This is a genomic window from Pseudonocardia sp. 73-21 (assembly GCF_001899645.1).
In the GTDB taxonomy this organism is placed as follows: Bacteria; Actinomycetota; Actinomycetes; order Mycobacteriales; family Pseudonocardiaceae; genus Pseudonocardia.
The window spans coordinates 118,782-132,839 of the sequence record NZ_MKVV01000020.1 but is presented as its reverse complement, the minus strand read 5'-3'; the positions used below and the strand labels follow the sequence as shown (position 1 = coordinate 132,839).

Sequence of the window (14,058 nt, the reverse complement as noted above, 5' to 3'; positions counted from 1 at the left end):
GATCGGGGCGTTCGTGCTCGGCGCGTCGACGCTGCCGTTCATCTGGAACGTCTTCAAGTCCTACCGGTTCGGCAGGGTCGTCACGGTCGACGACCCGTGGGGCTTCGGCAACTCGCTCGAGTGGGCCACGTCCTGCCCGCCGCCGCGGCACAACTTCACCGAGCTGCCCCGGATCCGGTCGGAGCGTCCGGCATTCGAGCTGCACTACCCGCACCTGGTGGAGCGTTTCCGCGAGGAGGCGCACGTGGGTGGCCACACCGCACCCTCCGAGCTCGCCGGCAGCGCCGTCGCCCGCGAGACCCACCCCGACGACGATCCACGGTCCCGATGACGGTCGATGTCGCCGGTCGCTGATCCTGTGGAACACCCGCGCCACGATGCCGGCGACGGACAGGGTGGTGACCCGGTCTGCTGGCTGCACCAGCTGTGTCCGGAATGCGGTGCCATGCCCACCGCCGAGGAGACCGACCACTGCTGGCGCTGTGGGTTCGCGCCACCCCCCACACCCCCCACACCCACGACGCCCGGGCCGGCTCCCGGTGGACCGCGTCCGATGGAGGCGACGTGATCCTCGGACCTTCCGCATCCCCACCGGCACGACCGCTACCCCGTTGAGCTGCTGCGCCGGTGAACTGCGGGAAGCTCCGTGGCCACGGTCCTGGACGTCGCGTCCGTCGTCGCGCCGCGAGCACCGGTCCGAGGGGGGATGAGACGTGACGAGCTGGCCTGAAGGTCCGGACCGCAACACCCGCCGCGGGAAGCGCTCCCGTCCGGGATCGACGGCAGAGGTCATCTCGACGACGCCGGTCCCGCGCTGGGTGGCGCCCGTCTTCATCGTGCTGAGCGTGTGCCTGCTTCCGTGGATCGGCTGGCTCGCAGTGTCACTACCGACTCGCACCCAGGCCCACCACTGGCGCCTCGCCTGGGTCGGCCTCGACTTGGCCGAGGCGTCGTCCCTGGCCCTGACCGCCTGGTTCGCGACCCGTCGCTCCACCTGGATCCCGATCACGGCCACCACGACCGCGACGCTTCTCGTCATCGACGCCTGGTTCGACTGCACCACGGCCGCACCGGGCTGGCCGTTCGTCGCGTCGCTGTCTCTCGCGCTGGCCGTCGAGCTCCCCCTTGCCGCACTGTCGTTGTGGATCGCCCGGCACGCGGAACGGACCGACGGACCGACCGAATCCGGACCACGGTAGCCACACCCGCCATCGGACATGTCACGACAGGGACCGCGCGAACCCGCTCCGGTCGCCACGCGGACTACGCGCCGGACCGGTGACCACCGTCCTGGTCGGTGGATCCAGCGGTAGCACTCCTCGTGCCGTCATCTGCGTCGCAGCCTGTGCTCTGCCCTTGGGCGAGCCTCGCACGGAGGGACACCTCGGTGTGGGCGGCGAACTCGTCGGGAAGCAGATAGATCTCGACCCCGCCGTCGCTCACCCGGACGACGTCGCCGGGAATCCCGGGGGGCGCGACATGACAGATGGGGGTCAGCAACAACCGTGTGACGATCACAGAGCCTCCCCTCCGATCAGTGCCTCGACGGCGACCGTGCGGTCGGCACCGATCATGGCCCGACGTGGCGCATCGCCGGACCGGACCGCGACGAACCTACCGGCGCCGAGTTGTGCTGGTCACGTCCCCGCCTCCAGACTTGCCGGCCACGTAGGTTATCGCAATCATTGCCTTTACGCAGGACGGTCGGAGGACAATGCGGACAGGATGTAGGGGCGGGCGGCGGGCTGAGCGCTCTACCGATTGCGGTCGTGGACGGGCTCGGCTGTCGGCCGGCAGCCCCGACACCGGGGCGGCGATCCCCGGACTCGGGATCGCCATCCCCGTGAGGTGGAGCAGATGACGCGCATCGAAGAAGGTGACGGGCCGACACCGGCGGCGCGCCTGACCCACCTGGCGGATTTCACCCTGACCCCGCGGGTGCTGTTCATCATCGCGTGGGCGGTGCCGATCGGTGCGGTCAGTGCGGTGGTGGCGTGGGCGCTGCTGCGGTTGATCGGTCTGATCACCAACCTGGTGTTCTACACACGCGTTTCGACCGCCCTCAGCGCGCCCGGGGCGGCGCACGCCCCGGCGTGGTTGGTGTTGGGGGCCCCGGTCGTGGGCGGGCTGGTCGTGGGGGTGATGGCCCGCTACGGCTCGGAGAAGATCCGCGGTCACGGCATGCCCGAGGCGATCGAGGCCATTCTCATGCGACGCAGCCGCGTCGAGCCCCGGGTCGCGGTCCTCAAACCGGTCTCCGCCGCGGTCGCCATCGGTACCGGTGGCCCGTTCGGGGCCGAGGGTCCGATCATCATGACCGGCGGGGCGATCGGGTCGTTGCTGGCGCAGGGGCTGCACCTGAGCGCCGACGAACGCAAGGCGCTGATGGTGGCCGGCGCGGCGAGCGGGATGGCCGCCACCTTCAACGCCCCGCTCGCGTCGGTCCTGCTGGCCGTCGAGCTGCTGCTGTTCGAGTGGCGGCCACGTAGCTTCCTGCCCGTCGCCGCAGCGGTCACCGTCGCCACGGTCGTCCGCGGGGCCCTGCTGGGCACCGCTCCGATCTTCCCGATCGATCCCGCCAGCCTGCACCCGGGCCCGTTGTCCGAGCTGTTGTGCGTCGCCGCCGGGGTGCTCGGCGGGCTCCTCGCCGTCGCCGTGACGGCGCTGGTGTACTTCTCCGAGGACACCTTCGCCCGTCTTCCGGTGCACTGGATGTGGTGGCCCGCGATCGGCGGCCTGATCATCGGTATCGGCGGCCTGATCGAACCGCGCGCGCTCGGCGTCGGCTACGACGTGATCGCCGACCTGCTCAGCGGACGGGCCGCCATGTCGCTGATCCTCGGCATCCTGGTGGTGAAGAGCCTGATCTGGGGACTGTCGTTGGGGTCGGGTACCTCCGGAGGTGTCCTCGCCCCGACCTTCATGATCGGTGCGGCGCTCGGGGCGCTGGAGGGAACCGTGTTCCCCGACACCGGCCCGGGGTTCTGGGCGCTGATCGGGCTCGCCGCAGTGGTCGGCGGGGTGATGCGCTCCCCGTTGACCGGGATCGTGTTCGCCCTCGAGCTGACTCACGCGTGGAGCGCCCTGCTCCCACTGCTCGTCGTGTCCAGCACCGCCTACGGCGTCTCGGCGCTGCTGCTGCGTCGCTCGGTCCTGACCGAGAAGATCGCCCGGCGCGGCTACCACCTCTCGCGCGAATATGAGGTGGACCCGCTCGAGGTGCTCCTCGCCACCGAGGTCATGCACCCCGGACCGGCCATGCTCGGCGTGAGCGATCCCCTGCCACCACCCCCGCCACTCCTGCTCGCCACCGTGCCCCGGCCCGGCAACCCCAACTCCGCACGGGCCGGGAATCCGCTGCAGCGGCTGTTCCCTGTGCTCGACGAGAACGGTCACCTGGCCGGCGTGGCACCCCGCCAGGCCATCCTCGACTGCAGCGACCCCGACGCGAGCACCGCTTCGATCCTCGTGCGGAATCCACTGGTCGTCCACGCCGACGACACGCTTCGCACGGTGGCGTCCCGCTTCGCCGAGAACGGGGTGAGCGCCGCGCCCGTGGTCGACCGTGACCATCCCGGCACGCTGCTGGGCCTGATCACCGCCGACCACCTCCTCGACGGACGACTGCGCGACCTGGCCGAGGAGCACCACCGCGAACGCATCATCACCGCATCCCGATGGCGATGGCGAGCCGGTCGGAGGAGGCAGTCACCGACCGTTCCGACCGGACCGCGTGCCACTGCCGCTACAGGACCGAAGGACCAAGTGGGATGACCACCCGGGCGGCCGGTCCGGCCGGCCGGTCCGGGGTGACCCGGACAGACCCGTGGCGCCCTGGTCAATCCGTGGTCCAGCCCAGCGACCAGGCCGCGTCGTCGGGCACCTCGCCGCCCGCCGCGGCGAACGAGCGCAAGACCGGGACGAGCGAGCGCCGTCGGGCCGCCGGCATCCGCGTCAGGATGTCCGCGATCGCCGCCCTGCGGTCGTTCATCACCCGCTCGACCAGGCTGTGACCGGCCGACGTCAGCTCCAGAACCAGGTTGCGGCGATCGGTCGGGTCGTCGCGCCGGTCGAGCAACCCGGCCTTGACCAGCCGATCAACCGCCCTTGTCGCGTTGGACGGGTGCACACCCAGCCCGGCCGCGATGCTGCCCAGGTTGAGTTCGGCTCGGCTGGCCACCATCACCAGGACGCGCAACTGCGGCAGTGTGACCTCGTCCTCGACCGCGGCCACCGACTGGGCACTGACCGCGACCAGGACCCGGGCGGCCAGCATCACCGCTTCAACGTCATCGGACATATGATCGATGATGGGCTGGGCCAATTCATCACCCTTCGTACTCACCGCACCAGTTTGCACCCAGACGTTGCGTACCGCCAAATGTTGCGGAACGTGTCCCGGTATCGGCACCGGTCGAGTGCACCGCCTGCCCTGTACGGCAGGAGCCCGCGCAGGTGGCTCCTCCTCGGGCAGGGCCCGGCCACGGAACGCCGGCGTCGGCCCCACGGGGATGGCGCGCTCCGCGACCTGGAACGCGGCTGAGCAACGAGGTCCCCACTGGTGATCCCCCGGGTCGTGACCGATCGCGGAGATACCTGATCGCGTGCCCCCAGCACGCCTGCGTCATCGCGGGAATGGCGGCCGGGCCGGCCAGCGATGGCCGGCCCGGCCGCGATCGGCGACAACGCCGTGGGCCACGGCCCCGGGCCGGGTCAGGTGATGATCGGCTTGCCCAGCGCCATCGGCTTTCCGCCCGTGCCCACCGACATCTGCGCCGCCCAGATGTAGAGCCCGACCGCGACGAACGCCCACACCCCGATCGCGCCGGCCTGCAACAGCCCGGTGGAGCCGTTGAGTACCCCGAGCAGCACCAACACCACCGTGATGTCCACCAGCACCATCAACACGGTGAAGGCCATGAACAGCCGCAGGGTGGTCAGGGTGATGGCCACGAACAAGACCAGGAACGCGATCAGGAACGTCGCCTGGGTGTGCACCACGATCGTGGCGTTGGCCGGGTCGGCGGCATTGATGCCCCACCAGCCATGTGTCAGGCCCAGCACCAGCACGGTGAAGCTCACGTAGAATCCGGAGAAGACCCCGAGGATCCCCGCCACCGCGCTCTGCCCGAGCGCCGCCGCCCAGACCGAACCGGCCCCGACACCGAGGCCGGCGACGATTCCCAGGATGGCCAGCATGCCCCCGCTGGGGATGTAGCCCCACAGGTACAGCCCCAGCCCGATCGCCCCGACGGCGAACGTCGGCAGCGCCAGCAGCAGCGGGTCGCCGCTCAACGGGCTCGGCACCACCTCGGGAGTCAGCGGCTCCTCCACATCCAACGAGTGTGCGGCCGAGGCCCTGCGGCCCGGGTCACCAGTATCCACTGCGGTCATGTCAAGCTCCTCAGGATTCGTTTCTGCCCTGCGACGTCCCCGTGAACTGCGGCCGGGAAATGAGATCCCCCGACCGCGGAACTGCTCGACTGCCTCCTTTGGGTGCGGTGTGACCGGGCGTGATCCGGGTCGATGTGGGCCGCGTGCCCGCCGCGGGCTCGGAACCGAGCTGACACCGAACCACCCCCACAAACAATAGTTGCGATAACGCATTGCTTGTAGGGAGCATGAACGTGCGCTTTGCCCTCGTCAAGCGCTGAGGTGGGTCATCGCCCGCCGGGAGACCACCACGGGGACGCCCCGCCGCGCGCCCTCGACGACCACCGCGGTCGGCGGCGAGGGTTGCGCGGCCCCCGGACGCCGCCGTGACGATCGTCGGCAGCCAGAACACGAACCCGTACACCCCGATACTCGCGTAACCCGGTCGGGAGAGGAGGCCACGCATGACGGCGCCGGTGGCGATCGCGACTCCGCTGGAGGACCACCTGACGGCACGGATCGCCGCTGTGCCCGGCGACGAGGTGCACACCGACCATGACCTGCTGCCGCCGGCGCGCTACCCGGGCGACCATCGCGGGGATCCCGGTTGTGCCAGGTATCCCACGAGCCGGCGAGGGTGACCGTCACCAGCTCCCGTGGGGTGCACGCCGGGCCTCTCGCGGAGTTCGCCCTGCTGGGCCTGCTCGCGTCCAGCAAGGACCTGCGGCGGCTGCGCGCCGACCGGGCCGCGCACCGGTGGGGACGGCACCGTCCCGAGAGGTTCGGGCGGGCCCGGGAACGCCGCACGGGCGGCCTCGGATCGCCCGATTCCGTGCTGAGAGGCAATGCTTGTGATTGCGCATCGCTGAAGTGGGTATCTCCAGCACGAGGCCGCGCAGATGGTGACCTTCCGGCTCGGACCGCACCATGGCCGCCGGAGAGAGCGGGCACCGAGATGACGTGCCCCGATTCGTTGCGAGGACGGATGTGACCGTGCAGCAGTACTTCGGCACCCACGACGCGCTGGTCGCGCAGATCGTCGGCGGTCGGACCGGCCTCGACGTCCTAGCCGTGGTCGTCGTCCTCGCCGATGGCACGAGGATGCCGATCCTGCCCCGCGTCGCCGCGGGCCGGCTCGATCCGGCTGACCACGACGGTGACGACACCGGCGCCACCAGTGTGTGGATCGCAGGTCCATGGATCGGGACGGGGTTCCCGTCGGGTTGCCCTGGGCCCGGCGCCCAGCAGCGGAAGGACCGAGGCCCGGCATGTGGCTGAGTGTCGTGCTCGTGGTGCTGGCTGCCGTGGCCAACGCCGCCGCGTCGGTGTTGCAGCGTAAGGCCGCCCGCACCGAACCCGGCGGGGACGGCCCGGCCTCGGTGTGGGCGATGATCTGGTCGCTGGCCCACAAGCCGGTGTGGTTCGCCGGGATCGCGTCGATCATCCTGGGTGTTCTTCTGCAGGCCGGGGCGTTGGCCACCGGGCCGATCGCGCTCGTCCAGCCGATCCTGGTGCTGGAACTGGCCTTCACGTTGCTGCTGGCCGCAGCGGTGTTCCGTAACGGACTGCATGCGCGGGAGTGGATCGCGATCGCCGGGATGACCGTGGGGCTGGGACTGATGCTCTACTGTCTGCAACCCGCCGGGGGCGATCCGCGCGCCACCCCCACCGCGGTGTCCGTGCTCGCGATCGGCGTCACACTCGCGGTCGCCGCCGGGTTCCTCGTGATCGGCCACCGCAGCCGACACTCGCGGCGTGCCGCGTTCCTCGGCATCGCCACCGGGGTCGGTTTCGGGCTCACCGCGGCCCTCATCGCCGTCATCACCCGCGACTACGCGGTGGCGGGCCTGGCCGGGGTGTTCACCGCTTGGCACACCTACCTGCTGATCGTGATCGGCCCGTTGTTCTTCCTCACCCTGCAGAAGACCATGCAGGCCGGCCGGCTGGTCGCCTCCCAGCCCGCGCTGACCCTGGCCAACCCGATCGTCGCGTTCGGGTTGGGCATCGCGGTGTTCGGCGAGCACGTCCGGACCGGCGGTTGGATCGCCGGGGCCGTCGTCGGCGCGGTCCTGATCGGCGCCAGCACCGTGCTGCTGGCCCGCTCTCCGCTGCTACACGACGAAGGAGACCCCGCCCATGACTCCGCGGCCGGGACCCGGAACCAGACCACCGCCCCGAAACCAGCCTGACGTCGGCGACAGCGACGGCGCCCCGCCGGCAACCGCCGCGTCGGCAACGAGCGAGCCGGTGAACAACGCGCCCGGGGCAGCCGGGCCGGAGACCGGTGCGGGAACGGGGACGCCGGTAGGCGACGATGGTGCGCCGCGGCGGCCCGGCGGTGTCTCTCCCACGTGGACGAACGCACCGTGGGCCCGGATGGGTGCGAGCGTCGGCATCCCACACGTGCTGTCGGTTGCGGTCGGCTGGTCGTGGCGGCTGCTTCTGGTCGGGGTCACCGCCTACGCCGGGGTGCAGGTCCTGGCCCTGCTCCATCTGGTCGTGGTGCCGCTGATCGCGGCGCTGCTGCTGACCGCACTGCTGCGCCCGTTGACCGCCATGTTGCGGCGGGTGCTGCCCGCGGTGGCCGCCGCGGGGCTGACGTTGGTGGTGGCCGCGGCGATCCTGGCCGGTGTCGGCTACGTCGTGGCGCTGCGCGCCGCGCCGCAGATCCCCGCCCTGGTCGACCAGCTCCTCACCACCGTGCACCAGATCCGCGACGCCCTGGCCACCAGCACCTCCAGCGCCGCAGGTAGGAGCCAACTGCTCGGCATCGACACCACGATCACCAACTGGTTGCACAGCAACCGAGGCCAGGCCGTCGCGATCGCAACCACCGGGGCCGGCTACCTGTTCGAGTTCGCGACGAGCCTCGTCCTGACGTTGTTCATCACCTTCTTCCTGCTCTCCGACGGCGAGCGCATCTGGAGCTGGCTCCTGACCCCGTTCACTTCTCGTGCGCGGACCCGGACCGACCGGGCCGGACACCGGGCCTGGACCGCGCTGGGCGGCTACATCCGCGGTACCGCGGTGATCGCGGTCGTCCACACCGTGGTCATCGGCGTCACCCTGCTGCTGCTCGGCACCCCCCTTCCGCTGCCGCTGGCCATCCTGGTGTTCATCGGCAGCTTCATCCCCATCATCGGGACCCTCGTCGCCGGCGGCATCGCCGCCCTGGTCACGCTCAGCGCGCTGGGTTGGGTTCCCACCCTGATCCTGCTCGCCGTGATCGCCGTGGAGGACCAGCTCGAAGCCCACCTGTACCAGCCGATGATCGTCGGGCGCTACGTGCGGCTGCACCCACTGGCGATCGGACTGGCCCTGGTGATCGGCACGGTTCTGGCCGGGATCATCGGCGCGATCATCGCCGTTCCCCTCGCCGCCGTCGTGCACCGGGCCTGGCCCGCGCTGCTCGGCCACGACCAGGCAGAGCCGTAGACCCCCTGTTGCGACGTGGAGGCATCACCCGGCGCCGCCTACGGCAGCACCCGTGACCCGCTGGCCACGGCCGGGCCACGGCACCTGCGCGCGTTGAAGGAACACCGGCGCCGGCGCGGCGCCAGGGGTAGCATCGGGGAAATCGTCAACGCCCCGGACCCCGGCGTCACCGTCGAACGCGCTGTGGGGTGTGCGATGCCGATCCGGATGGTCGAACGCGGATGCACGTCCGGGTGTCGCGGGTATCTCGCGTGACCGCCGCGGACGTCGTTCCCGCCGGGTCCGACCCGGCCTGGTCGAGGTGGGAGAACGAGGGCGGTCATCTCCCGGGTACGCATCCGGCCGCCCTCCCCTCCCACCGACGGCGGGCGGCCGATCATCCCACCGGACTTCCGAGGAGCCAGGCGATGCCGAACACAGGCCAGGTCAAGGTGGGACGGGTGTATGAGCAGCGCACCCCCGACGACGGGGTTCGGGTCCTGGTCGACCGGATCTGGCCACGGGGGTTGTCCAAGGACAAGGCCGATCTCGACGAGTGGTGCAAGCACATCGCCCCGTCCACGGTGCTGCGCAAGTGGTACGGCCACGACCCGGCCCTGTTCGCCGAGTTCGGTCGTCGCTACCGCGCTGAGCTCACCGATCCGCTGCGCGCCGAGGCGCTGGCGCACCTGCGCGAGCTGGCCACCGATCAGCCGGTCACCCTGCTGACCGCCACCAAGAATGCGGAGATCAGCGAGGCCGTCGTGCTCGCGGAGCTGCTCGACGAGCCCGGCACCAGCTGATGGAGATCCCCGCCGACGAGTCGTCCGGGCGGTGCTGCCCGGCACGACCGCCGTTGTCGCACCTGCCCGATGGTGGGTCGTCACACCGGCCCGGCCGACCGGAACGACAGCCACGTCGATGGAGGACGGCTCGTATGCAGAGGATCTCGTTGGATGCGCTCGCCCAGCAGCAGCTCACGGCCGCGGCCGACGCGGGTGGGGGTCACACCGCGGACACCGTGTACGGGGGGCACGAGAAGGTGCTGCGCCAGACCGTGATCGGGATGATCAAAGGTTCGGGTCTGGCCGAGCACGAGAACCCGGGCGAGGCCACGGTGCACGTGCTGCGGGGCCGGGTACGGCTGCGCAGCGGGGAGCTGTCGTGGGAGGGCCGCTCGGGTGACCTGCTGATCGTGCCCGACGCCCGGCACAGCCTGGAGGCCCTCGAGGACTCGGCGGTCCTCCTGACCGTCGCGAAGCTGCCCTGACGACCGGGAGGCGCCGGAAGTTGCTGCCCGGCGCGTCGAGGCGGATGCGGTGCCCGGACAGGGACACGTTGGTGGTTACCGACATGGGCGTTGGATGACGCGTCGACGTTCCTCGGGTTCCAGGATGTCGTGCTCACCCCGAACTGCAGCGGTCGACCGGGGGTGACGACGGTCATCCGGTGCGCGGGGAAGTCGTAGCCGGCGGCGATCTGGGCGGTGGGTTCCGAGCCGAGCAGCTGGGCGCCGGTGCGGGCGGCGACGCGGGGGGCGTCGAGGGCGTGGTCGAAGTGGGAGTGGGCGACGAACACGGCAGCGAGCTGGGTGATGCCGGCTCGGTGCAGCGCGGCGCTGATGCGGCGGGCGTCGGGTCGTATCGGCCGGGCGAGGGTCGAGACGATGTTGGGCCGGCTGAAGAAGCCGTCGGTGAGCGCAGCGGTGTCGCCGTTGTCGAGCAGGACGGTCGACACGCCGCGGAACACCGCACGCAGCCGGCCCGGTGGGACGGGGCGGTCGTCGCGGAAGAGATGGCGCCACGGCTGCAGGGACGGGGTACCGAGCTCGGTGAGCAGGAGGCGCGCGCTGCGCAGCTTGCCGGTCATGCCGCGGAGCCCGCAGCGATCGCCCGGCCGGCCTGGCGGCCGGAGAAGATGCACCCGCCCAGGAACGTGCCTTCGAGAGAGCGGTAGCCGTGCACGCCGCCTCCGCCGAACCCGGCGACCTCACCGGCGGCGTAGAGACCGGGCACGGGCGCGCCGGAGGTGGACTGGACCCGACCGGACAGGTCGGTCTGCAGGCCGCCGAGGGTCTTACGGGTGACGATGTTGAGCCGCACCGCGATCAGCGGGCCGGCCTTCGGGTCGAGGATCTTGTGCGGGGCGGCGGTGCGGGCCAGGCGCTCGGTCACGGAGCGCCGCGAGTTGTGGATGGCCATCACCTGCAGATCCTTGGCGAAAGGGTTGTCCATCTCGCGGTCGCGGGCCACGATCTGGCGGCGCAGCTCGGTCAGGTCGATCAGCGGCTCGTCACCGATCTCGTTCATCCCGGCGACGAGCTCGTCGAGGGTATCGGCGACGACGAAGTCGGCGCCGTGGCGCTTGAACGCCTCGACCGGTTCTGGCGCTCCGGCCCGGACCCGGCCCAGCGTCAGCTTGATGTCCTTACCGGTCAGATCGGGGTTCTGCTCCGACCCGGAGAGCGCGAACTCCCTCTCGATGATCTTCTGGGTGAGGACGAACCAGGAGTAGTCGTAGCCGGTGTCGCCGATGGCCTTGAGGGTGCCGAGGGTGTCGAAGCCGGGGAAGTTCGGGGTGGGGAAGCGGCGGCCGCGGGCGTCGAACCACATCGAGGAGGGGCCGGGCAGGATCCGGATGCCGTGGTTGTCCCAGATCGGGTTCCAGTTGCGGATGCCTTCGGTGTAGTGCCACATGCGGTCGCGGTTGACCAGCCGGCCGCCGGCCTGCTCGGCGATGGCCAGCATGCGCCCGTCCACGTGCCCGGGCACCCCGGAGATCATCTGCTTGGGCGCGGCGCCGAGGCGGGTGGGCCAGTTGGCGCGGACGAGGTCGTGGTTGGCGCCGATGCCGCCGGAGGTGACGAGCACGACGGGGGCGTGCAGCTCGAACTGGCCGGTCTCGGTGCGGGAGCTGCGCGCACCACGAGCGACGTCGGTGGGTTCGAGCACGGCACCGCCGACTCCGTCGACGGCACCGTCGGTGGTCAGCAGCGTGTCGACGCGGTGGCGGAAGGCGAACCGCACCCGCCCCGCGGCCTCGGCGGCGCGCACGCGGCGCACGAACGGGGCGAGCACGCCGGGGCCGGTACCCCAGGTGGTGTGGAACCGCGGCACGGAGTTGCCATGCCCATCGGCCAGGTAGCCGCCCCGCTCTGCCCAGCCCACCAGCGGGATCCAGCGCAGCCCCTGCGCGTGCAGCCACGACCGCTTCTCCCCGGCGGCGAACTCCAGGTACGCGTGCGCCCAGCGGCTGCCCCAGTAGTCCTCACCCACCGGGTCGTCCACACCGCGGTCGAACGTCGCGGTGCCCAACCAGTCCTGTGTCGCCAGGGCGTGGGAGTCCTTGATACCCGACCGGCGCTGCTCGGGGCTGTCGACCAGGAACAACCCGCCGAGTGACCAGAACGCCTGCCCACCCAGGTTCTGCTCACCCTCCTGGTCGACGACCACGACCCGCCGGCCCGCATCAGCCAGCTCGGCCGTCGCCACCAACCCGGCCAGCCCCGCGCCCACCACGATCACATCCGCGTCCACGTCAATCCCCGTCGCTTGACCCGGTGACCGTTCGATCATCGTTCCGACTCGCACGTCGCGCGAGCACACTCACCGGCAGGAGCACCAAGTTAATCATCAGGTGACGAACGAGGCTCCGGCTGCGAAACCCCCGGCCGCCGCTGCGCTGGTGACCGCCGCGAGCTCGGCGGTGCCGCCCTCGCCGGCGGCGCCGTGGACGGCCCGGCGGTCAGGTCGTTGCCGTCCGCTCCGTCGTGCCGTCATCGTCACTCGGTGTGTCACTCAGCTCGGGCCCCTCCCACAGCCTGATCGCCGTCACGCACCTCCTCCCGGTCCGGGACGACCATCGCGCCCGACCCGGCCAACGCGGTGATCTCGTGCTCGTCGAAACCGGCCTCGGCCAGGACGGCGGGACCGTGCTCCCCCAGGCGGGGGGCGCCCCGGACCCGCGCCGGCAGCGCACCGTCGACGGTCACCGGCAGCCGGGGCAGCACCAGGGCGCCCTCGTCGGGGTGCTCGACCCCCTCGAACATCCCGACCGCGGCGAGGTGGGGGTCGTCGAACAGGTCGTCGGGACCCAGCACCGGCTGGACCGGGATGCCCGCCGCACCCAGCACCGCGATCCACTCGGCGCTCGACCGGGTGGGCAGCACCTCCGCGAGCAGGGCGTAGAGCTCGTCGATGTGCTCGGTACGACCGGTGATCGTGGAGAACCGCTCGTCGCGCGCCAGGTCGGGCCGGTCGATCAGCGCGAAGAACGACAACCACTGGCGGTCGGTGTAGACCACGACCCCGAGGTGACCGTCGGACGTGGCGTAGGGCCTGCGGTGCGGTGATGACGTCCGCGCATACCCGGCCGGACCGGCCGGCGGGTCGAGCACCCGGGCGTTCTGCTGCTCGAGCAGCGTGAACGACACCATCGTCTCGAACATCGGGATCTCCACGCTCCGGCCCCGGCCGGTCCGCTGCACCCCCAGCAACGCGGCATTGATCGCGGCGAGACCCATCAGCGCCACCGTCTTGTCCGCGACCACGGTCCGGACATAGACCGGCTCACCCGCCCCGCCCTGGACGTCGGCGATCCCGCACGCAGCCTGGACGACATCGTCGTACGCGGCCCGGTCCCGGTACGGGCCACCACCCCCGAATCCGGGCAGAGCCGCACAGACCAGCCGCGGATGCGCCACCAGCAGCTCGTCCGCGGACAGACCGAGGCCGGCCAGGGCGGCCGGGCGCAGGTTGGTCACGAACACGTCGGCGCCCTCGAGCAGACGGTGCAGCGCCTCCCGGGCGTCGGGCCGCTTGAGGTCGAGCGCGATGCTGCGCTTGCCGTGGTTGACACTCAGGAAGATCGGGCCCATCCCCGGGTGGCGGCCGCGACCGATGTAGCGCACGACGTCCCCGGTGGGCGCCTCGACCTTGACCACGTCCGCACCCATCCGCGCCATCAGCATCGTCGCGTAGGGCCCCATGAACGTCGTCGTCAGGTCGATCACCCGGACACCGTCGAGCGGCGGTGGCACAGCCTCGGATGCGTTCACCAGCATGTGCCTACGCCGTCGCCGACGCGGGTGGCAACACCCGACGACGACCGTCTGGGCGACCTCCTCGGAGGAAGCGCGCCGACCCGGTGCCGCGGATGACGCGTCCTGGCGTGCTCCCGCAGGCCCGCGCGCGGATTGCCGAGCATCAGCGGCAGGAGCCTGCGGTCGAGTTCGTCGAGGGTCATGGATCGATGGCCTTCCCGCCGCGGGTT

The 14,058-nt window shown here is 71.2% G+C and carries 12 protein-coding genes and 2 pseudogenes; 8 read left to right on the top strand and 6 right to left on the bottom strand.

Annotated features, from left to right (window positions below; genetic code table 11):
* From BGP03_RS04950 to BGP03_RS04940, 3 genes and pseudogenes are all read left to right on the top strand, one after another.
* Positions 1-331 (top strand): annotated as a pseudogene (locus tag BGP03_RS04950) (cytochrome ubiquinol oxidase subunit I); the annotation flags it as partial.
* A 382-nt stretch (positions 332-713) separates the two neighbouring features.
* Complete coding sequence (locus BGP03_RS04945) at positions 714-1,199, top strand: hypothetical protein (protein WP_296370119.1); 486 nt, start codon at positions 714-716, stop codon at positions 1,197-1,199.
* A gap of 658 nt (positions 1,200-1,857) precedes the next feature.
* A complete protein-coding gene (locus BGP03_RS04940) occupies positions 1,858-3,774 on the top strand; it encodes a chloride channel protein (RefSeq protein WP_298797362.1) in 1,917 nt (638 codons plus the stop codon).
* Between the two features lie 64 nt (positions 3,775-3,838).
* On the opposite strand, the gene BGP03_RS04935 is transcribed toward BGP03_RS04940, so the two are convergent.
* Complete coding sequence (locus BGP03_RS04935) at positions 3,839-4,345, bottom strand: MarR family winged helix-turn-helix transcriptional regulator (RefSeq protein WP_296370124.1); 507 nt, start codon at positions 4,343-4,345, stop codon at positions 3,839-3,841.
* A gap of 368 nt (positions 4,346-4,713) precedes the next feature.
* Positions 4,714-5,394 (bottom strand): GPR1/FUN34/YaaH family transporter, encoded by a 681-nt coding sequence (locus BGP03_RS04930; RefSeq protein WP_296370125.1) that lies wholly within the window; start codon positions 5,392-5,394, stop codon positions 4,714-4,716.
* Positions 5,395-6,366: 972 nt separating this feature from the next.
* Between BGP03_RS04930 and BGP03_RS04925 the strand changes: the two genes are divergently transcribed.
* The 5 genes from BGP03_RS04925 (at position 6,367) to BGP03_RS04905 (ending at position 10,057) form a co-directional block, all read left to right on the top strand.
* Complete coding sequence (locus tag BGP03_RS04925) at positions 6,367-6,651, top strand: hypothetical protein (RefSeq protein ID WP_299735614.1); 285 nt, start codon at positions 6,367-6,369, stop codon at positions 6,649-6,651.
* Positions 6,642-7,562 (top strand): DMT family transporter, encoded by a 921-nt coding sequence (locus BGP03_RS04920; RefSeq protein WP_296370129.1) that lies wholly within the window; start codon positions 6,642-6,644, stop codon positions 7,560-7,562. Before BGP03_RS04925 ends, BGP03_RS04920 begins: the two co-directional genes overlap by 10 nt.
* A 187-nt stretch (positions 7,563-7,749) precedes the next feature.
* Positions 7,750-8,808 carry an AI-2E family transporter gene (locus tag BGP03_RS04915; RefSeq protein ID WP_296370131.1) on the top strand — a complete coding sequence of 353 codons (1,059 nt, stop codon included), beginning with the start codon at positions 7,750-7,752 and terminating at the stop codon, positions 8,806-8,808.
* 407 nt (positions 8,809-9,215) lie between these two features.
* Positions 9,216-9,590, top strand: a complete 375-nt coding sequence (locus tag BGP03_RS04910) for a DUF488 family protein (protein WP_296370133.1) — start codon at positions 9,216-9,218, stop codon at positions 9,588-9,590.
* Positions 9,591-9,724: 134 nt separating this feature from the next.
* Positions 9,725-10,057, top strand: a complete 333-nt coding sequence (locus BGP03_RS04905; protein WP_296370135.1) for a cupin domain-containing protein — start codon at positions 9,725-9,727, stop codon at positions 10,055-10,057.
* A gap of 239 nt (positions 10,058-10,296) precedes the next feature.
* On the opposite strand, the pseudogene BGP03_RS35760 reads toward BGP03_RS04905, so the two are convergent.
* The 4 genes and pseudogenes from BGP03_RS35760 to BGP03_RS04890 all read right to left on the bottom strand — a co-directional run.
* Positions 10,297-10,656, bottom strand: a pseudogene (locus BGP03_RS35760) (MBL fold metallo-hydrolase); the annotation flags it as partial.
* Entirely contained in the window at positions 10,653-12,362 is a 1,710-nt protein-coding gene (locus BGP03_RS04900) for an FAD-binding dehydrogenase (protein ID WP_296370136.1), read from the bottom strand. The pseudogene BGP03_RS35760 and the gene BGP03_RS04900, both read right to left, overlap by 4 nt.
* A gap of 57 nt (positions 12,363-12,419) precedes the next feature.
* On the bottom strand, positions 12,420-12,566 hold the full coding sequence (locus BGP03_RS04895; RefSeq protein WP_298797358.1) for a hypothetical protein: 147 nt from the start codon (positions 12,564-12,566) through the stop codon (positions 12,420-12,422).
* A 14-nt stretch (positions 12,567-12,580) separates the two neighbouring features.
* Positions 12,581-13,849, bottom strand: coding sequence for a CoA transferase (locus BGP03_RS04890; RefSeq protein WP_296370141.1), 1,269 nt, complete (start codon positions 13,847-13,849; stop codon positions 12,581-12,583).
* Positions 13,850-14,058: the final 209 nt, after the last annotated feature.

Bases quoted from the DNA above. Each gene is read 5' to 3' on its own strand.
- BGP03_RS04920 (WP_296370129.1), top strand. From the start codon at position 6,642: ATGTGGCTGAGTGTCGTGCTCGTGGTGCTGGCTGCCGTGGCCAACGCC.
- BGP03_RS04895 (WP_298797358.1), bottom strand. From the start codon at position 12,566: ATGACGGCACGACGGAGCGGACGGCAACGACCTGACCGCCGGGCCGTC.
- BGP03_RS04930 (WP_296370125.1), bottom strand. From the start codon at position 5,394: ATGACCGCAGTGGATACTGGTGACCCGGGCCGCAGGGCCTCGGCCGCA.
- BGP03_RS04910 (WP_296370133.1), top strand. From the start codon at position 9,216: ATGCCGAACACAGGCCAGGTCAAGGTGGGACGGGTGTATGAGCAGCGC.
- BGP03_RS04915 (WP_296370131.1), top strand. From the start codon at position 7,750: ATGGGTGCGAGCGTCGGCATCCCACACGTGCTGTCGGTTGCGGTCGGC.
- BGP03_RS04890 (WP_296370141.1), bottom strand. From the start codon at position 13,849: ATGCTGGTGAACGCATCCGAGGCTGTGCCACCGCCGCTCGACGGTGTC.
- BGP03_RS04940 (WP_298797362.1), top strand. From the start codon at position 1,858: ATGACGCGCATCGAAGAAGGTGACGGGCCGACACCGGCGGCGCGCCTG.
- BGP03_RS04905 (WP_296370135.1), top strand. From the start codon at position 9,725: ATGCAGAGGATCTCGTTGGATGCGCTCGCCCAGCAGCAGCTCACGGCC.
- BGP03_RS04900 (WP_296370136.1), bottom strand. From the start codon at position 12,362: ATGATCGAACGGTCACCGGGTCAAGCGACGGGGATTGACGTGGACGCG.